The 19793-nt window shown below is 45.5% G+C and carries 16 protein-coding genes and 1 other RNA gene; 11 read left to right on the top strand and 6 right to left on the bottom strand.

Going from position 1 to position 19793, the window contains the following annotated elements; genetic code table 11:
* Nucleotides 1-555: a phosphoribosylglycinamide formyltransferase gene (gene purN / locus Q8O20_RS02775; protein WP_305529886.1), complete on the bottom strand. Its 555-nt coding sequence runs from the start codon at nt 553-555 to the stop codon at nt 1-3.
* Nucleotides 552-1943 (bottom strand): NAD(P)H-hydrate dehydratase, encoded by a 1392-nt coding sequence (locus Q8O20_RS02770; RefSeq protein ID WP_305529885.1) that lies wholly within the window; start codon nt 1941-1943, stop codon nt 552-554. Before Q8O20_RS02770 ends, purN begins: the two co-directional genes overlap by 4 nt.
* A gap of 45 nt (nt 1944-1988) precedes the next feature.
* Here Q8O20_RS02770 and Q8O20_RS02765 point away from each other — a divergent pair, with 45 nt between their 5' ends.
* From Q8O20_RS02765 to Q8O20_RS02750, 4 genes are read left to right on the top strand one after another with little or no spacing between them, the layout of a single operon-like run.
* Entirely contained in the window at nt 1989-2957 is a 969-nt protein-coding gene (locus Q8O20_RS02765; protein WP_305529884.1) for an SIS domain-containing protein, read from the top strand.
* Nucleotides 2954-3898 (top strand): pseudouridine synthase, encoded by a 945-nt coding sequence (locus Q8O20_RS02760; RefSeq protein ID WP_305529883.1) that lies wholly within the window; start codon nt 2954-2956, stop codon nt 3896-3898. Before Q8O20_RS02765 ends, Q8O20_RS02760 begins: the two co-directional genes overlap by 4 nt.
* Nucleotides 3895-4293: a secondary thiamine-phosphate synthase enzyme YjbQ gene (locus Q8O20_RS02755; protein WP_304742967.1), complete on the top strand. Its 399-nt coding sequence runs from the start codon at nt 3895-3897 to the stop codon at nt 4291-4293. The genes Q8O20_RS02760 and Q8O20_RS02755 overlap by 4 nt, the downstream gene beginning before the upstream one ends.
* Nucleotides 4294-4295: 2 nt before the next feature.
* The gene (locus tag Q8O20_RS02750) at nt 4296-5474 is read left to right on the top strand and encodes a replication-associated recombination protein A (RefSeq protein ID WP_305529882.1); all 1179 of its coding nucleotides are present in this window, start codon (nt 4296-4298) and stop codon (nt 5472-5474) included.
* Nucleotides 5475-5485: 11 nt separating this feature from the next.
* On the opposite strand, the gene metH is transcribed toward Q8O20_RS02750, so the two are convergent.
* On the bottom strand, nt 5486-8983 hold the full coding sequence (gene metH, locus Q8O20_RS02745; protein ID WP_305529881.1) for a methionine synthase: 3498 nt from the start codon (nt 8981-8983) through the stop codon (nt 5486-5488).
* Between the two features lie 101 nt (nt 8984-9084).
* Between metH and Q8O20_RS02740 the strand changes: the two genes are divergently transcribed.
* Nucleotides 9085-11676 (top strand): ABC transporter substrate-binding protein, encoded by a 2592-nt coding sequence (locus tag Q8O20_RS02740; protein ID WP_305529880.1) that lies wholly within the window; start codon nt 9085-9087, stop codon nt 11674-11676.
* Here Q8O20_RS02740 and Q8O20_RS02735 read toward each other — a convergent pair.
* Together Q8O20_RS02735 and Q8O20_RS02730 are read right to left on the bottom strand one after the other, a co-directional pair.
* Nucleotides 11603-12859 (bottom strand): ArsS family sensor histidine kinase, encoded by a 1257-nt coding sequence (locus Q8O20_RS02735; RefSeq protein ID WP_305529879.1) that lies wholly within the window; start codon nt 12857-12859, stop codon nt 11603-11605. The genes Q8O20_RS02740 and Q8O20_RS02735 overlap by 74 nt on opposite strands.
* A 3-nt stretch (nt 12860-12862) precedes the next feature.
* The gene (locus Q8O20_RS02730) at nt 12863-13528 is read right to left on the bottom strand and encodes a response regulator transcription factor (protein WP_305529878.1); all 666 of its coding nucleotides are present in this window, start codon (nt 13526-13528) and stop codon (nt 12863-12865) included.
* A 342-nt stretch (nt 13529-13870) separates the two neighbouring features.
* Here Q8O20_RS02730 and msrA point away from each other — a divergent pair, with 342 nt between their 5' ends.
* Complete coding sequence (gene msrA, locus Q8O20_RS02725; protein ID WP_305529877.1) at nt 13871-14398, top strand: peptide-methionine (S)-S-oxide reductase MsrA; 528 nt, start codon at nt 13871-13873, stop codon at nt 14396-14398.
* Nucleotides 14399-14406: 8 nt separating this feature from the next.
* On the opposite strand, the gene ffs is transcribed toward msrA, so the two are convergent.
* Nucleotides 14407-14504, bottom strand: an RNA gene (ffs, locus tag Q8O20_RS02720) — signal recognition particle sRNA small type.
* Nucleotides 14505-14562: 58 nt separating this feature from the next.
* Between ffs and Q8O20_RS02715 the strand changes: the two genes are divergently transcribed.
* The 5 genes from Q8O20_RS02715 to pseC all read left to right on the top strand — a co-directional run bounded on the left by Q8O20_RS02715 (nt 14563) and on the right by pseC (nt 19788).
* Nucleotides 14563-15348 (top strand): hypothetical protein, encoded by a 786-nt coding sequence (locus tag Q8O20_RS02715; protein ID WP_305529876.1) that lies wholly within the window; start codon nt 14563-14565, stop codon nt 15346-15348.
* The gene (locus Q8O20_RS02710; RefSeq protein ID WP_305529875.1) at nt 15317-16336 is read left to right on the top strand and encodes a spore photoproduct lyase family protein; all 1020 of its coding nucleotides are present in this window, start codon (nt 15317-15319) and stop codon (nt 16334-16336) included. Before Q8O20_RS02715 ends, Q8O20_RS02710 begins: the two co-directional genes overlap by 32 nt.
* Nucleotides 16318-17004, top strand: a complete 687-nt coding sequence (locus Q8O20_RS02705) for an SDR family oxidoreductase (protein ID WP_305529874.1) — start codon at nt 16318-16320, stop codon at nt 17002-17004. Before Q8O20_RS02710 ends, Q8O20_RS02705 begins: the two co-directional genes overlap by 19 nt.
* An 89-nt stretch (nt 17005-17093) precedes the next feature.
* Nucleotides 17094-18482 (top strand): flagellar filament capping protein FliD, encoded by a 1389-nt coding sequence (gene fliD, locus Q8O20_RS02700; protein ID WP_305529873.1) that lies wholly within the window; start codon nt 17094-17096, stop codon nt 18480-18482.
* A gap of 178 nt (nt 18483-18660) precedes the next feature.
* Complete coding sequence (gene pseC, locus Q8O20_RS02695) at nt 18661-19788, top strand: UDP-4-amino-4,6-dideoxy-N-acetyl-beta-L-altrosamine transaminase (protein ID WP_305529872.1); 1128 nt, start codon at nt 18661-18663, stop codon at nt 19786-19788.
* The last annotated feature ends 5 nt before the right edge of the window (nt 19789-19793 follow it).

The following is a 19793-nucleotide window of genomic DNA, read 5'->3' as shown; positions in this document are numbered from 1 at the left end:
TTAATCCTTTAGAATTTTAATCACGCTTAGAGGCAAAATTTCATGCTCAATTTCGCGAATTTTAGCCGAAAATTCTTCTAAAGTATCGGAGGAATTTTTGGTAAAACTTTTTTGCAAGATTATCTCACCGCCGTCGAGTTCGTCTGTGACCCAATGAACGCTGACTCCGCAGATTTTTTCGTCACTTTCAAAGCTTCGCTCAATCGCACGTGCCCCTTTGAATGCGGGGAGGAGTGCGGGATGGAGGTTGATGGAGCGGATATGTGAAGTAAAGACGGGGGTTAGAATCCGCATAAATCCGCAGAGGACGACAAGATCGGGATTGTATTCTTGAATCATTTCAACCAGCGCGCCATCATACGCTTCACGACTCTCATAGTCGCGATGATCGAGTATTTCAACCGGAATTCCCGCATTTCTGGCTTTGAGTATTCCTCCCGCGTCGGGATTGTTGGTAATAGCACAGACGATAGCGGCATGTTTGAGATGGATTTTTTCGATCAAGTTGGCGAGGTTTGTTCCCTCCCCGCTGAAAAGAGCTACAATTTTTTTCATAAACAGGTGAGTCTTTCGATTAAATCAAATGGGGTGAGCGCATAGTTATTTTTATCAAACTTTCGTGCTGCAAGGGTATGGGTTAGTGAGCCTTGGAGTGCAGCGATGAGCGGTGTATATCCTTGCGTCAGCAGTGCCCCGATAAGGCCGCTGAGAACATCACCGCTGCCCCCTTTTGCCAATGCAACGGTTCCGAGTGGATTGATAAAAAATTGTTCTCCTTGCGCGATGATGACGTTAGCGCCTTTTAGCACTAACACCGCGTTAGGATAGGCCGCGCAAAATTGCTCTACATAGGCAAATCGGCTATTTTGCAATGTGGTGACATCGATATCGGCAATACCGCAGACACGTAATATTTGGGTGAACTCTTTTGGGTGCGGGGTGAGAACAATGCTCTCACGCTTTAAGAGTTTGCCAAACATCGGATGGTAAAAAATATCGGCATCTAAAACAAGAGGAAGTGTATTGTCGAGCAAGGAGGAGAGTTCATCATCGCAAAACTCTACCCCTAGCCCCATGCCCAATGCGATAGCAGTAGCACTCAAGGGGAGGGAATGGCTTTGCATCAGCTCGTAGGGGATCGTTACGTTTTCATTGCTGATAAGGCTGACCAATCCCGTTCCGAAGCGAAGTGCTGCTGAGCCGGCGATGACCGATGCGCCGATTTTTTCACCGCAAAGAACCGCTAAATGACCGTAACTTCCTTTGTTGGTTGAGGTGTGGACGCGGTAGGGGAGAGACAAATCGGTTTGTTCTAATAACTGCCACGATGAGGGTATTTCATAGTAACTACGATTGATTCCCAACTCGCTCACAATGATTTCACCTACGATCTCTTTGGCCGCATCACTGAATAAACCTCGTTTCAGTGAGCCCATCGTGAGGGTGATATCGGCTTGGAAAATAGGCTCATCAAAGGTGCCGTCGGCATAAAGGCCGCTGGGAACATCGCACGCGATTTTAAATCCGCTCATTCGGTTCATCGATACCAATACCTCTATTGCGGTAGGGCCGAGGGGGCGATTTAAACCCGATCCGAACAGTGCGTCGACAATAACGTCATATTTCCCTTCTAGGGATGAGTGTTTCAATCCTAAAGTTTCAACACGTTCTCGCTGTAAATGCGCCAGCGGTGAACTTGCGCCGAAAGGGATATGGATACTTACATGATACTCTCCCCTGAGCAATCGTGCAAGCGCTAAGCCATCAGCCCCGTTATTACCGCTGCCGCAGACAATAAGAACGGAGGAATCGAGAGCAAAACGTGAACGGATTAAATGTGCCATAGCCATTGCGGCATGTTCCATCATCACCTCTTCGCTGAGAGCGAATTTTGTGACACTGCGTTGATCGAGATGAGATACGTCAAGATAAAGGTTTTGCATAAACAGGCACCAGTTTTAAAGGGTTATTGAGCTATAATAACTTTTATGAACAACGATTATATCGCAATAGCCAAAAACACACTTGAAATTGAAGCGGACGCACTTCGCGAGGCCTCAGAGCGACTTGGGGAAGAGATCGTTCGTGCCGTAGAGATCATTCTTGCGTGTAAAGGAAAACTTGTTATTACCGGAGTAGGAAAATCGGGGCTTATCGGTGCCAAAATCGCCGCAACGCTTGCTTCCACTGGAACTCCGAGTTTTTTTCTCCACCCTACCGAAGCGTTGCACGGCGATTTGGGGATGATAGGTCGTGAGGACGCGGTTCTCGCCATCAGCTACAGCGGAGAGAGTCCGGAACTCAGCTCCATCCTCCCTCATATCAAACGTTTTGATATCCCTTTGATCGGGATGACACGAAACGCTGCCTCGACACTTGGACGCTACAGCGATGAGGTGATCAATATTAATGTCACGCTCGAAGCATGTCCGCTTGATATCGCCCCTACCAGTTCGACGACGGTGACCCTTGCTTTGGGAGATGCTTTGGCAGTGTGTTTGATGAAGGCGCGGAATTTTCAAAAAGAGGATTTTGCCTCCTTTCATCCCGGCGGAGCACTCGGTAAACGGTTATTTGTGAAAGTGTCCGATTTGATGCGCACGGAGAACTTACCGATCGTCAATGAAAACACTCCCCTTAAAGAGGCACTTTTGACTCTCAGCGAGGGGCGACTGGGGACGGTTATGCTCACCGATGGATCGGGGAGACTATCCGGTCTTTTGAGTGACGGTGATATTCGTCGTGCTCTTTTGAGTGAGACCTTTTCTTTAGATACTTCGGCGTATGAGTACGCGACGAAAAATCCACTCGTCATTGACGATGCGACGATGTTGGCCAGTGATGCGTTGGTGTTGATCGAGACCAAAAAAATTCAGTTGCTGGTGGTGACCGATTCCTCCGGCCTCATTAGAGGTGCATTGCATCTTCATACACTCGTGGAAGCAGGTATCTCATGATGCGACTTAATAAATATATTGCCCACTACTCGACTTATTCACGCCGTGAAGCCGATCAGGCTATTTTGGATGGCTATGTCCGAATTGACGGTGAAGTTGAAACCAATCCTGCGATACAGGTAGACGAGCGTAATGCCAATGTCATGATTAGCGGAAACAAGATTGTTCCGAGTGACCAATTTACCGTTATTGTCTATAACAAACCGCGCGGTGAACTGGTGACGAAAAAAGATCCTCAAGGGCGTAAAACTATTTACGATTCTCTTGCAAAACAGTATCGCCATTATATCCCGGTCGGGCGGCTCGACTTTGCATCTGAGGGGTTATTGCTTCTCACAGATGCGTCTCGTGTTGCAACGGCACTGATGACCTCTAAGATGGAGCGGGTCTATAAGATTAAGATCAAGGGTCCTGTAACCGAGGGGATGAAAATCGCTATGGGAGAGGGATTGGAACTCGAAGATGCGAGTGCCGGAGCCCATGAACACGCAGATGCGGGTCCTATGAGCTTTGCCCCTTTTTACGCCTATCAGGTGCAGAAAGACCAAGGGGATTATTCGATCCTAAAAGTCGCCATCGGAGAGGGGCAGAACCGTGAATTACGCCGTTTCTTTGCCCATTTTGGTGCTGAAATCGTGGATTTGAAACGGCTTAGTTTCGGCGGGATAGAGCTTAACAACCTCCCGACCGGAAAAGTACGCTTTTTGGAGCGAAGTGAGTATTCCAATTTACGTGAGTTTTTAGATGCGGTTGAAAAAGCGGAAAAACAGAAATTAAAAAATGAGAAAAAACCCCCAAGAGCAGAGGGGAAACCGGAACATAAACCGGCAAAAACATTTACTAAAGATAAGGCAAAAGCTAAAGCGAAGCCTAGCAATGAGCCTTTTAGTACCAACAAATATAAGCCTGATTCTAAATTTTCAAAAGGTGGTAAAAAATGAAAACACTCAAATTCCCAACCAGTCATAAAACACAACTGATGGATATCAGTTCTGAAGTGAAAGAGGCCGTTATTACTTCGGGCATTAAAGAGGGGATTTGTGTCGTTTTCACTCCCCATACGACAGGAAGTGTCTTTTTGTTTGAAAATGCAGACCAAAATCTCCGCCGTGATCTTCTCTCCGCCCTCTCGAAAGTCATTCCGAGTGATGCTCCCTATGCGCACGTCGGCAGTAATGCGGCAGCTCATCTCAAATCATCCCGTATGGGGGCTTCGGTCTCTATTCCCGTTCATGACGGCCGCCCGATGTTCGGAAAATGGCAGGGCGTTTTCTTCGGTGAATTTGACGGCCCGCGTCAAGAGCGTGAAGTAATTATCAAAGTTATTGCAGGCTAATAATGGCTGATTTTACCTATCTGCTTCGTCCGAAAAAATTTGACGATGTAGTAGGTCAAAATCACCTTTGCTCACCTGATGCACCTTTGCGATCTCTTTGCGAGGGGGGCAATCTTACCCACTCTTTTTTCTACGGCCCTCCCGGATGCGGCAAGACGACACTGGCTCGGATTATCGCTGAGGTAATGGGACTCCCCTTTTATGAATTTAATGCAACTTCTTTAAAAATCGAAAATTTGCGAAAGATTTTCGATCAATACGAAGGCTCTTTGACAAAACCGCTCATTTTTATCGATGAGGTGCACCGTCTCGCGAAGAACCAGCAAGAGGTGTTACTCCCCGTTATGGAAAAAAACAGTGTGTTAGTGATCGGGGCATCGACAGAAAATCCCTATTTCAGCCTTACTGCGGCGATGCGTTCACGCTCATTGCTGTTTGAACTCCATTCCATCGGTTTTGACGCGTTAGAAGATTTGTTAGTCCGTACCTCGGTTGAAATGGATGAGGAAGCACGAGAGTATTTGATCGCCAGCTCGGGTGGTGATGCACGTGCTATGCTCAAACTTCTCGAAGTTTCCACCGCGCTGAATAAACCGATAACCCTCGCATTGCTCAAATCGCTTCGCCCTGCAGCACAGAGTTTGGGGAGTTCTGAGGCGGGAGTCCATTACGATCTCGCTTCCGCCCTTATCAAAAGTATCCGAGGCTCCGATCCCGATGCGGCGATCTATTACCTTGCACGCCTTATCGAGGGGGGAGAACCGCCCGAATTTATTGCACGACGGCTAGTGATCCTCTCTTCCGAAGATGTGGGAAATGCGAATCCTCAAGCATTGACACTCTGCACCTCTGCGATGACAAGTGTCAAAATGATCGGCTATCCTGAATCGCGAATTATCCTCGCTCAAGCGGTGATCTATCTATGCGCTTCGCCAAAATCGAATACGGCGTACAATGCGATCAATGCGGCGCAAAGTGCGGTGAAAAATGGAGTGATCCTCGATATTCCCGAGTCATTACGTCAACAGCATAAAGGGTATTTGTATCCGCATGACTTCGGAGGATGGGTAGAGCAAAAGTATCTCTCAAAACCGCTCAAGTTTGTCGAGTTTAAAAACAGTGGGTATGAAGCAAAGATGGGCGAGTGGATAGAGAAGGTGTGGGGGGGAAGAGAAAGTTAATCTTCTTCCAGTTAGATATTGTAATACGTCGCCTCTTTATGATGCACGACAAGTGCCGTCGTACTTTGTTCAGGATGGATTTGGAATGTCTCAGAGAGGGTGATTCCAAACTCTTCGGGTTTGAGCAAATCAAAAATAATTCGACTCGGTTCCAAATCAGGACAAGCGGGATAGCCAAAACTGTATCGTGCCCCTGCATAACGGTTCAGACGGACATCACGTAAGCTAAAGCCCTCGTCATTGTGTGCGATGTTAAGATCGAGGCGGATTTGTTTGTGTGCCACTTCGGCTAAAGCTTCGGCAAGTTCTACCCCGAACCCGTGAACCAGATTGTATTCTAGATATTCATTATTGGCGTAAAGCTCTTGTTCATACTCGCTAAATTTGTCTCCTACGCTAACACACGTTAGCGGCAACACATCATCACGGGTGTGGGTGAAGAAGTCACTTAGGGCGCGGTGCGGTGCTTTGCGCTGGCGCGGAAATTCAAACACATATTTGGCATTCCCGATCACCTCTTCGAGATTTTGGCGGTTAGCGTTTGCATCGATATTCCATCCACAGCTCTCATCGAAAATCAATAGTTCGCGGTCGCTACTTCGTACCGGATAGTATCCGTAGATCACCGTAGGATCAAACAATCCTCGTTTTACAATTTCACGTTTGATCCGCTCATACGCCGGATAGACTTTTGTCTCTAGAAGTTTTTTATACTCTTCTACCGGCATACCGGCTCGTTTGTATCCCCAGTGCAGTTTAAAGAGGCTCCGTTTATTGATCCATTCGCATACCATATCAAAATCGAGCTGCTCTTTGCGCAATACGCGCCGTCCCCAAAACGGAGGGGTCGGAATTTTTACTTCGCTTGGCATTTTTAGCTCATGATATGGAGGGATCACAATATCGATCACCTCTTTGGCAGGTTTTTCAATCATATCGCCGCCGAGGCGGGTATCAAGTCCTACGCTCGGATCGGCGTTGTATTTTTCGATGCGGCTCATTGCGATAACGCCGTCAAACGCGTCGCGACAGTAAAAGATTGCTCCACCGTAGATCGGTCGGCAGAAGTCATCGACGAAACTTCGGGTGAGCGCCGCACCGCCCAGCAATACCGGTGTCGTAATCCCACGGGAAGCCATGATTTCGAGATTGTCTTTCATTACTTGGGTCGATTTCACAAGTAATCCCGACATACCGATGGCGTGGATATCGTTCTCTTTCATAACGTCGAGATATTCTTCAAGCTCCGTTTTGATCCCGATATTGATTACCTTGAAGCCATTATTGGAGAGGATAATATCGACAAGATTTTTTCCTACGTCGTGGACATCACCTTTGACGGTGCCGATCACGAGGGTAGTATCGGTATCTTTTTCCTGTTTCGAGAGATAAGGGTTGAGATAATCGACGGTTGTTTTCATCGTCTCGGCACTTTGCAGAACAAAAGGCAGTTGCATTTTTCCCGATCCGAAAAGCTCACCGACCACTTTCATCGCATCGATGAGGATCTCATTAACGATGCGGTCGGGATTGATGGTATGACGCGCTTTTTCTACCAAAGGAATCATCCGCTCTTTATCTCCATCGAGGAGGAGTTGGGCAATTTTTTCCTCATCACTCATCGCCTCATAGGCTTCGTCGTTTTTGCCGTTATCAATAGTTTTGTCACTGAAATGACCGATAAATTTAAAGAGGGACTGATCATCGGGATGGAACAGTAGCTCTTCACAGATAGAGCGATCTTCCTCTGACATTTTGGCAAGCGGTACGATGTGTTTGACATTGATGATGACCGAGGTCATTCCCGCTTCGATACAATGGTGTAAAAAGACGCTGTTCAAAAAGACACGGGCATTCATGCTAAGACCGAACGAGATGTTCGAAAGCCCCAGTGTCGAGCCGACGTTCGGATATTTGGCGTGAAGTTGACGTATCGCTTCGAGGGTTTGGATCGCGGCATCTCGATACTCCACATCACCGCTTCCGACCGTAAAGGTGAGCATATCAAACATCAAGTTTCTAGGATTGATGCCGTGGCGGTTGACACACAGATCATAGATCCGATCGGCGATGCGCATTTTATCTGCCGTCGTTTTTGCCATCCCTTTTTCGTCGATGACGAGACAAACAAGTGCCGTTCCGAATTTTTTGGCGAGGGAGCAGATCGCATCGAGCCGCTCTTCACCGTCTTCGAGGTTGACCGAGTTGATGATCGGTTTTCCGCCGATACATTTGAGTGCCTCTTCCATCGTGTTGACCCGCGTCGCGTCAGGCATGAGGGGGAGGGGGATTTTTTGGTTGTAGAGTCTCATTACATGCGCCATATCGACGGCACCATCACGCCCCGCAAACTCGACGTTGACATCGAGGCAGTGCGCGCCATCACGCACTTGTGCCTGACCTACGCTGAGTGTCCCCTCGTAATCACTCGCGATGATGAGTTCGCGAAACGCTTTTGATCCCGTTGAGTTAGAGCGCTCTCCGATCAAGAGGGGTGCGGGTTGTTGGATCAGCTCGACACTATTAAAGAGTGATGCGATAGAGGGTTTCATTGCTCCGCTTGGTTTTTTCGGGGCGATAGAAGAGACTTTGTCGACTAATGCGCGGATATGTTGAGGGGTCGTTCCGCAACATCCGCCGAGAAAACTTACTCCATCGTAGTTTAAAAAGTCGCATTGGAGTTGTGCGAACTCATCGGGTCCCATCGGGTAGTACGAGTAACCGCCGCGATTTTGAGGGAGCCCCGCATTGGCGTGGACGGAGATCGGTTTAGCCCACACTTCTGAGAGGGTACGAACATGTTTGCCGTATTGCTCCGGTCCCGTCCCGCAGTTAAATCCGAGGCTGATGATGTCAAAGGGCTCCAAGATGGTAGCAATCGTTTGTGCATCGGTTCCGATGAGCATACTTCCCGCAAGCTCGATGGTAACAGAGACCATAATAGGAAGCTCAGTTCCTCGCTCACGGTTTGCCGCTTCGCAGGCATGGAGTGCCGCTTTGATTTGGAGCGGGTCTTGGCAGGTTTCTAAAAGAAAAATATCACATCCGCCGTCGATGAGTCCTAAACAACACTCCAAATATCCCGTAAACATTTCATCGTAGTGAATGTGTCCTAGAGAGGGGAGTTTCGTTCCCGGTCCGATGGAACCGAGGACGAATCGGGGATGTTCGGGTGTGGAGAATTTGTCACACTCCGTTTTACATACCGCCGCACCTGCACGGGAGAGCTCGTACGAGCGGTGTCCGATCCCGTATTCGTCCAAAACCCAGCTAAAAGAACCGAAAGTATTGGTGGTGATAAGATCGGCTCCTGCCGTGAGGTAGGCGTGAAAAATATCGCTCATCACTTCAGGGCAGGTGACATTAAGGAGTTCGTTACACCCCTCTAACCCCTCCCACGCGATATCAGGAATTTTGTCGGCACGCTCCTGAAGCTGAGTCCCCATAGCACCGTCAATGATAAGCGGGCGTTTGGAAATAATTTCAAGAAGTGTGTGCTTGAGCGACATCGTAGAGACCTTATGCAATAAAAATAATATGCGATTTTATCGAAGTGTAGCCTAAAGGGTTCTAAGTATGAAAATATAATTCTTTGGATACACTCATAAACATGAAAAAACTGCTCTTATTATCTCTTTTCTTTCTAACATTGGTATGGTCGAAAGAGTCTGTGACCCTACAGCTCCCGTGGCTACATCAGTTTCAATTTGCCGGATATTATGTGGCTAAACACAAAGGGTATTACTCTGATGCGGGGTTAGATGTTACGATTTTAGATGCGCACAATAAGCAACCCCCATTAAATGCGGTGTTAAAAAATAAGGCGCAATATGGCGTCGGACGCTCTTCGTTGATTGTCGATTATATTAACGGGACGCCGATCGTTCTTATGGCGGCGGTTTTCCAATCTTCGCCGATGATGTTGCTTACCCGTAAAGATGCCAATATCAATACTGTTTCTGAATTAAAAAATAAGCGGATTATGTTGACAGATGACACTGTTGAAGGTGCAGAGCTGCAGACGATGTTTCGAAGTGTCGGATTGAGTACCCATGATTTTAAGGTACAGGCGCATAGTTTTGATCCGATGTCTTTAGCTCGCGGCGAAACCGATGCGATGCTCGCCTATGTATCCAATGAGCCTTATGTACTTAAAAAAGCAGGCATAGAGACTCATGCAATCCATCCGAAAGAGCATGGGTTTGATTATTACAGTGATATCCTATTTACTACGAAAGCAGAGACGGCGCTGCATCCTGAACGAGCGGAAGCATTTTATGATGCATCGATTCGCGGATGGTTGTGGGCATTTGATCATATCGAAGAGACGGCGGAGATCATTTATCGTAACTATAATCCGCAGCATAAGTCACTGGATGCCTTGATTTATGAGGGGAACGTGCTTAAAGAACTCGCATTGCTTCCCAATACGACTTTCGGTTCGATTGATCCGGAACGTTTGGAGATGATTGCGCAGGGGTATCGACTGATGGGGGTAATTAGAGCAATCCCCTCGTTTGAACCGTTACTGTATAAGCATAACGGGTTACGGCTAAGTATCCAGGAGAGAGCCTGGTTAAAAGCACATCCTGTGATCCGTGTAGGAATAGATCATAACTGGCCTCCCATTGAATCGGTAGATGAAAAAGGGAGACATACAGGGATTAGTGCTTCGTATTTGAGCCTTCTTGAAAAACGGTTGGGAGTCCGTTTCGAGGTTGATTACAGTCGGAAGCTCTGGAGCGATTCACTCCTCTCCGTTAAAAACAAAGAGCTTGATATGCTTTCCGGCGCAGCGGTTACGGATAAAAGACGTGAGAGTTTAGTATTCAGCCGTCCTTTTTTAAAGCAGTCAATGGTCATCATTACCAACTCAAGGGTCGGATATATCAATGATTTAAATGATCTCAGCGGAAAAAAAGTGGCCGTCGTCCGCTCTTATGCGAGTGAGGAGTTTTTACGCACCCATTACCCAAACATTATTCCGGTTTTGGCCGATACGTCGCTTGAAGCACTTCAAAAAGTGGCTTCCGGTGATGTGTATGCGTGCGTTGAGGGATTAAGTGTTGCGAGTTATTTGATTGAGCGACACAATCTTAACAATATCAAAGTGGTAGGAGAGACGCCGTTTCGATATGAACTCGCATTTGCCTTTCGTAATGACTGGGGCATGTTGGCCTCCATCTCTGATAAGGTTCTCGCCTCAATTACTTCTGAAGAATATGAAGAGATACACGGGCGTTGGCTTGCGATGGAACAGCATGATCCGATCAATTATCATTTGGTCTGGGGCATTGCCGGATTTATGGCGATATTATTTCTGTTGGTTGCGTATAAAAATCGCCGATTGGATGTGCTCGTACGTCAACGTACTACAGAACTTGAAACGTTTAACCAGCGCCTCCAAGAAGAGATTGAAAAAGCGGTTGAGAAAAATCGGAAGCAGGAAAAACTTCTTATGCAACAGGCTAAAATGGCGGAGATCGGTTCTATGCTCGAATCCATTGCCCATCAGTGGCGTCAACCGCTGAATATTTTAGGACTTTCAATGACACGGCTCAATCTAAGCTGTGCCATGGGGGGGAAGGGTGAATCGACAAAAGTGATCGAGATTGCTGAAGCACAAATTGAATATATGTCACAGACTATCGATGATTTCCGTAATTTTTTCAAACAAGATCGCAGCCAAATTCCGGTCAACATTAATGGTATGGTTAATGATGTCGAAGCATTGCTAGGCCCTTTGTTAATTCGTAAAAAGATCACAATAGAGAGAGAAATTGATCCCGAAATAGAAGTTTTGGTTTACCCTAACGAGCTCAAGCAAGTTTTGATTAATCTGGTCAATAATGCGCGTGAAGCGATAGAACACCATCGTGGAGAAGAGCGTCTTATCCGTATCCGATGTACTACGGATGAGCGTTACTGTACGATTGCCATCGAAGATACGGGAGGGGGCATTGATGCATCGATTATCGATAAAATTTTTGACCCCTATTTTACGACGAAATTTGAATCTCAAGGGACGGGTATCGGTTTGTATATGGCCAAAACGATCATTGAAAAACACTTTTTAGGAAAACTGAGTGTCTATAATACTCTCAAGGGAGCTTGTTTTGAAATCCGTCTTAATCGAGAGATAAAAGGGGGTTCAAGCATACCACCTCAAAGCAATGACTCCCGTTCTCATACCGATAGTTGAGGGTGAAGTTGTGGGCATCGATGATAGATTTAATAATATAGAGTCCTAATCCGAAACTGTTCGTATTTTCATGATGATGCAAAAACGGTTCGCTCAATGTCTCCAGCGTACACTCCTCTCCCCAAGGTTCTCCCAAATTAGAGAAAAGAAACCTCTCTCCTTTTTGGAGAACACTCACTTTCCCCTCAGAGCTGTATTTAATGGCATTATCGATGAGGTTTTTAAAGACGGTAACCATGACCTCGCAATCGGCGACAATAAGTGTTCCGTCTAATGAGAGATCGATGGGGTCATCGTGTAGAAAAAGCAACGCTTTTGCCCTCTCAAGAAGAACTTTAGGATCGCATGTTTGTAGATGGGGAGCGAGTGCGCCCGATGTGATCTGCTCTAAGCGAACCAGCTCTGCGATTAGGTGTTCCATCCGAAAAAATGCCCGCTCCAAAATCGATTTCTCTTCAGACTTTTTTATAAACGGAAGAGAAAGTTTACCGACGGTGATCGGAGTTTTTAACTCATGCATGATGTTACGTAAAAAGAGCTTGCGTGCTTCGAGCAGGGCTTGATTCTTCTCCATGGCACTGTCCAGTGCGCGGGAAACGAGAGAGATTTCATCCTTCTTTTTGCTATGCATAGGGGTATAAATCCCCGATGCACCATACTGTGCTATTCCTTGGGTGATGGTTTTTAGAGGAAAAAGAGTTTTAATGATGAACCAATACAGAAGCAGTAGCGCCACTATCAAGGAGATCAAAAGTGCTTCACTCCAATGGGATTGTTTTGCCGCATCAGTTTTGATGACCAACAGAGGCGGTGAGGCTTTTGTTAAGTAAATGTAGAGATGATTCTCATCTCTCAAAATTTGTATTCGTCCCTCATGGAGTGAGGATTTAATCTCCTCAGGATAGTTTTTGGGGATAACGGTAAGGGCATTTTTGAGTGTTTTGATTAAATCAGGGTGAGGTTCGGCAACGCTGTAACCGTGCTCTTGCAAATAGGATCTGCGCATAGGGGGAGCGAGCGGGACACTTTTGCGTAAAACCAAAAGGATATTACCCGCTTCACTTTCTAATCTATGGGTATACTCTTGGGCCAGTTTTTGTTGCAAGAGAACAAAACCTAATCCCATCGCGATAAAGGTGACGAGAAAAAAGAGGGTAATACGGAGAAAAATACTATGCGTCATTACTTATCCTGAAAACCGATAGCCGCTTCCCCGAATAGAGTGAATGAAGCGGGGATTTTTTGGATCTTTTTCGATTTTTTGTCGTAAACGGCTAATAATGACATCGATCGTTCGTGCTGAACTTTCATAGGAAATTGCTTCAGAATTATTAGAGAGAAAGTCACGACTTAGTGTCTGATTGGGACGGAGGATAAAGAGGGATAATAGCTCGTATTCAGCACGTGTGAGGGAAAGGGACGAGCCGTTATAGAGAATGCTCTGCTCTTTTTCGTTAAGAATAAAGAGTTTATTTTTTTTCTCCATTGTAGGACGATAACGGCGTAGAACACTTTTGATCCGTGCAATCAGCTCACGCGGCTCATACGGTTTGGGGAGATAGTCGTCCGCTCCGTACTCCAGTCCGATCACTTTATCATTGATATCGCTTCGCGCACTTGAAATGAGGATAGGGATATCGGTTTTTTGACGGATCATTTTGCACAGCTCCAATCCATCCATCTGGGGCAGCGTCAAATCCAAAATAATGAGATCAAAATGATCGCTATCTAATAGACGTAAACCCTCCGATGGAGTGGAAACGGCATTGAGTGCAATTCCGTAATTTTTGAGGTAGTTAACTAATAAAGTTGTGATATCCGGATCATCTTCGACCATGAGGGCTTGAAGCATTGGTAGTCCTATAAAGGTATTATCCTGAAAGTATGACGTAATGAATGTTAACGGAAGGGAAAGGGTGGCATTTGGGAGGGGTTATTGCTCACTGTGAGCAAAAAAGAGTTTTAGTCAACCATCCAGCTGGCGCGTTTGGATCGGCGTAATTTTTTGACAAGGGTTTTTTCTAACGGTGTCATTTTTTCCATTGGGTTCTCCTTCTTTAGATTTACAAACGGCAGTTTATCGGTGAATCGTTACGGAACGGTAACTTAAAGGCTCAAAGCAATCCTCTTTATTCAACACCCTTACAGTGGAATGGGTAGATAATCACTCCAAAAAAGAGAAAGAGCGGGAACCATGGAAAAAGCTTTAGTGGGCGGCGGATGTTTTTGGTGTATCGAAGCGGTCTATAATCGTCTTGAGGGGGTTCAGCACGCACTCAGCGGTTATGCCGGAGGCTCGCGTAAGAACCCTAGTTATGAGCAAGTGTGCAGTGGAGCTACGGGGCATGCGGAGGTCGTTGAGATTACGTATGACCCCAAGATTATTTCGTATGAAGCAATTTTAGATATTTTTTGGGCGATTCATGATCCGACCACCCTTAATGCCCAAGGAGCTGACCGTGGGACACAATATCGTTCCGTCATTTATTACTACAATGCAGAGCAAAAAGAAAAAGCAGAATACTCTATGGCAAAGGCGCAAAAATCGCTCAGTACTCCTATCGTGACCGAGCTATCGCCTGCTCCTGAATTTTATGAGGCAGAGGGGTATCATCAAAATTATTACAGTGAACATCCGACGCAAGGATACTGTCATGTCGTGATTGCACCAAAGATTGAAAAATTTATGAAGAATTTTGGGGATAAAGTAAAAAGAAGTTAAATGAAGTGGCTCTCCCAGATACCTGCGGCACAAAACATGGACGGGTGTGCTGCTGTATTCCTACCCTGACACGATGTCCATCCATGCCCTTGCACAGGTCTAGAAGAGTTGGCGAATTATAGCCGTTTAAACCTGCAAATGCAAGATGGTGATATAATAAACCTATGATTTACCTTATCACTGCACTCGATGCCGAAGCGAGACCTTTGTGTGAATATTATCGTCTTAAACGCGATACGTCGCTCCCCTACACCCTCTATCGAAGCGAAGAGATGGTGTTGTTGGTGAGCGGAATGGGGAGAACGAATGCACTGATGGCATTGAGCGCGTTGTTGGGATGGCGGATTCCCGAAGATAAGGATATTTTGATCAATATCGGAATCTGCGGAGCACCTTTAGAATACAGAATCGGCGAAGCGTTGCTGATCCATCAAATTTTGGATGGAGATCGACGCTATTATCCCGATATTCTTTACTCCCATCTTCTCCGTGAAACGTCGATGAGGTGTGTCGATACCCCCCAATCACTATGCGGCGACTATCCGGTTGATATGGAGAGCAGTGCGATTTTTCAAGCCGCATCCCGTTTTTTCAAGCTTCATCAAATGGCATTTCTTAAAATTGTCTCCGATCACTGTACTCCCGAACTCGTGACGAAAGAGGGGGTTATGGAACTTCTCCGTTCTCACGTGGATACCTTGGATACCCTTATCTCAAGATTGCGCGCTATACAGAAAGAGTCGTCTTTCTTTTCCGCAGATGAACGGGATACAATCGATGTTTTTAAGACTCGTTTTACGAAAAGCCAAGGAGACGCTCTCGAAGATGCGCTCACGTATTTTCGATTCAGAAACAAAGGGAAATTTCCCCCCCTAAATCTTCTGATTCCTAACTCCAAACGTGAAAGGAGCTTATTGCTTGAAGAACTCATCGCAACCCTCACCGCCTAAGCTTTTTTCTCATCTCTACATCGAACGAGATGTGCTGGATCACCCGCAGAGCCAAATGATTCGGAGAAAATTTGCCGACTCGCAGGTTATACTAATTGATCATTACAAAGAGGTGTTTAACCGACCCTCACAAAGTTTTGCGGCGCAAAGCCATTCTAAAAAACTAATTCTCGCCCGAAAAGAGGGGAAGTTTTTGCATGAAGGGAGCCAATACAGCGACGGCTTCGGACATGAACAGTTTTTTTATGCCTCCAGCGTTAAGGGGTGTTTGTATGACTGTGATTACTGCTATTTGCAGGGGCTTTACCCCTCGGCTAACACGGTGTTATTCGTCAACCTCGAAGATGTGTTTGAACAACTACGCCCCTATTTAGGGAAAGTTACTCTTGTAGCGACCTCTTATGATACCGATACCCTTGCCATCGAATCGCTAACACACCAAACTTCAATGTGGTTAGATTTTGCAGATCAGTATGAAAATCTTTATCTTGAAATCCGTACTAAAAGTGCTAATATCAAGTCCCTTAGATCGATTTTCCCAAATCCGAGGGTAACACTGGCATGGACTCTCTCTCCGCAAGAGATTGTTGATCGTTACGAACACGCTACCCCAAGTCTCGAAAAACGGCTGGGAGCGGTGGCAGAAGCGATCACATTAGGCTGGAAAGTACGACTTTGCATCGACCCTGTTATCTATACAGAGAAGTTTGCTATACTCTACCCTGAACTGATTGAACAGATATTTAGAACCATCGATCCCGAAGCAATCGAACATCTCACATTGGGGAGTTTTCGTATGTCACAAAGCCATCTTCGTTCCCTTAAAAAACTTCGCCGCAGTGATGTCGCCTTTTACCCCTATATTGTACGTGATGAGATGGCAACCTACCCGGAAGCAATTGAAACCCATATTTTAGAGACATTATTGGCAAAAGCAACGCAGTATCTACCGAAAGAGAGGATCCGAACATGGCAACGGCAATCGTAACGGGAACGAGTTCAGGGATCGGTGAAGCGATAGCGCAGGTATTGCTACTAAACGGATATAACGTTATCGGACTAAGCCGTCGCAGAGGAGATATCCATCATCCTCTTTTCGAGCATTTACCGTGTGATCTGAGTGATCTGGCGGTGGTCGATATTCTCCAAAAAAAATTAGTAGAGATTGAAGATCTGGAAATTTTGGTCAATGCTGCCGGATTCGGACGGTTTGAACCGCATGAAGAACTCAGTTCTAAAACCATAACCGATATGATTGCCCTTAATCTCACCACCCCGATTTTACTCGCCAATGCATTGATGCGTCCTCTGAAAAAGTCCAAAGGGATGATCCTTAACATCACCAGTATCGAAGCGACCCGCCACTCCAAATTTTCCGCCCTCTACAGCGCAACCAAGGCGGGTCTGCGTGCATTCGGTTTGACCCTTTTTGAAGAGACCCGTAACAGCGGGGTTAAAGTGGTTACGATTAATCCTGATATGACCGAAACACCGTTTTTTGACGGGTTTAGATTCGGTGTGGGAAAAGAAGATGACACCAAACTTCTCACCTCCGATATTTCTCAAGCGGTACAATATCTTCTTGATATGCGAGAGGGGATATGTGTGACCGAAATCACGATTCGTTCTCAGCGATTCGGAATAACAAAAAAATAGTAGAGGAACCTTTTTTGCTTAGGGGTATGAGCTAAAGATTTGACCGTTTCGGTCGATATAGATTATACTAATATACAAAAGGATTTGTAATGGCAGGGACTGTAAGCTCACTCGGTATCGGTTCAAATGTTTTGACGGCGGATGTTATTGATAAGCTAAAAGCCGCAGATACTGCCAATATCGTTACTCCGATTGATAATAAAATTACACTTCAATCCCAAAAAGGGAGTGCGTTAGATTTATTAAGTAGCCTTTTGGGCTCTTTCAAATCAAGTGTCAGCAGTTTGTCTGATGATACGCTGTATCAAAAAAGAACCGTTTCGGGGAATACGGATGCGGTGAGCGTGAGTGCCTTATCCGGAAGTGCTATTCAGTCATTTTCGATCACCGATACGGTAATGGCTAAAAAAAGCATCCTCGAATCAGGATCATTTTCATCTACAACAGCGACGGTATCAAGCGGAGCAGGGACTATGTCTTTGGGGATTGACGGTGAGACCTTTAATATCGATTACACCGGCAGTACCACGTTAACCGATCTCAAAGAGGCAATCAATACAAAGGCCGGAGCGAAAGTAACAGCGTCTATTTTGCAAACAGGGGCGAATGAGTACCATCTCGTATTGACATCCAAAGCGACAGGTGCTAATCAGGCTATTACTCTTTCAGATTCGGTTGGCGGAACATTGAAAAATGAGTTGAAAACGTATGACGTATCAACCAACCCGACAGGCGTTCAAAGCATTCAAACTGCCAGTGATGCCTCCTTTAAATACAATGGAATCAGCATTACCAGAGCATCGAATAGTGTTAGTGATTTGATTATAGGTGTGAGTATTAATTTACTTCAAGATGCAGGAAGCACCAACATTAGTATTTCTCAAAATACTACGGCTATCAGTGATGAAATGAGCAATTTAGTGACGAGTTACAATACCCTCACGAAACAACTGGATGAGATGACGTTGGCGGATCTCGACAATGGAAAAGTGGGGATTTTTAACGGTGATAATACAATTAAGTCCATTAAACGTGAAATAACGAAAATGTTAACTTCAATGAGTTCTGATGGAAACTCACTCGCACAATATGGGATTGGACTGAGTGAAAATGGGACGATGACGTTTACCAAAAGTGAATTCGATACCAAAATGAGTAGCGATGCTACGGGCTTAGAGGCTTTTTTCAGCGGATCAACAAGTGAGTCGGGTGAATATACCGAAGGCATTTTCGGAAATATCGATACGTTGCTTGACTCCTATACAAGTTCAAGCGGTTTGATGAGTAACCTTTTGGACGGATCGAAAACGGAGACGAAAGCATTAAAAGATGAGAGAACGCGTGCAGCTAGCCTTTTGACGGCACGCTATGATACGATGACGGCTCGCTTTGCCATGTATGACTCAATAATCAGTAAACTCAATAGTCAGTTTTCTGCCGTTCAAATGCAAATTGATGCAATGGCGAATAGTAACTAACGCTAATTCTGTATTATTTTTCTGGCATTAAAATTGCTTTACAGTATTAACTGTGTAGAAGGGTTAATGTCATGCTCAACGGAAAAAATATTCTCATCCAAGATGAGCGGATGACACACTTTTGGCGTACTTATGAAGCGTTGATTAAAAAGATTACTTTGACACAGAATGAGGTAATATGATTCCGTATTCGGCTCAGTTTATCGAAGAGGATGATATCGCTGCGGTGGTTGAGATCCTAAAAGGTTCCCATCTGACTCAAGGAGCCAAAGTCGAGGAATTTGAGGAAGCGATTGCTCGGTATGTCGGGGCTCGATATTGTGTTAGTTTTAATTCGGCTACGTCAGCATTGCACGCGGCGTATGCAAGTGCCGGAATCGGTGAAGATGATGAGATCATTACGACCCCTATTAGCTTTGTAGCAACCTCAAATATGGCGATGGCTCTTGGGGCAAAACCGATTTTCTGCGATGTAAAACGAGATGGAAATATCGATGAAACTCTTATCGAAGAATTGATTACACCAAAAACAAAAGCAATCGTCCCCGTCGATTTTGCCGGAAAACCGGTTGCGATAGAGAAAATAAAAGAGATAGCTCAAAAGCACAATTTGCTCGTTATCGAAGATTCTTCTCACGCGTTGGGAAGTGCTGTTGATGAAAAAAGAATCGGATCCTTTTCCGATATGACGATCTTTAGTTTTCATGCTATCAAACCGATCACGACCGGTGAGGGTGGTGCCGTTGTAACGGATAACGAAGCGTATGCAAACGCCCTTCGCCTTTTCCGCTCTCACGGAATTATGAAAAAAGAGTTGTGGAATTCGGATATGGTGAGTTTAGGATACAATTTTCGCTTAACTGAATTTGCCGCCGCATTGGGACTCTCTCAGCTGAACAAACTGGATCGTTTTCTACAAGTACGTGAACAGATCGGCCGCTATTATGATGAGCGTTTTTCAGGATATAAACTTTTCACTACAATTTCTATCGATTCGAATGAACAAAGTGCACGCCATCTTTATCCCCTTTTACTGAATCCTGAACTTCATTGTGTTAAAGAGGAAATTTTTAGCGAATTGCAATCTCGTGGGATAGGGGTACAGGTTCACTATAAACCGATCTATCAAAACAGTTTTTACAAAGAGCGTTATGGTGAGCAACGTCTGAGTACTACCGAACATTTTTACCGCTCCGAAATTTCCATTCCCTGTCATCAGAAAATGACGTTAGAAGATGCCGTGATGGTTGCCGATACGGTTCTTGACGTGATGGGAAAATATTCCCATCGCGGATGCAGTTTTTAAAGGAG

The organism is Sulfuricurvum sp., from assembly GCF_030691015.1.
Classification (GTDB): Bacteria; Campylobacterota; Campylobacteria; order Campylobacterales; family Sulfurimonadaceae; genus Sulfuricurvum.
Note: the sequence above shows the minus strand (reverse complement) of the source record. Positions and strands in the feature narration are given on the sequence as shown.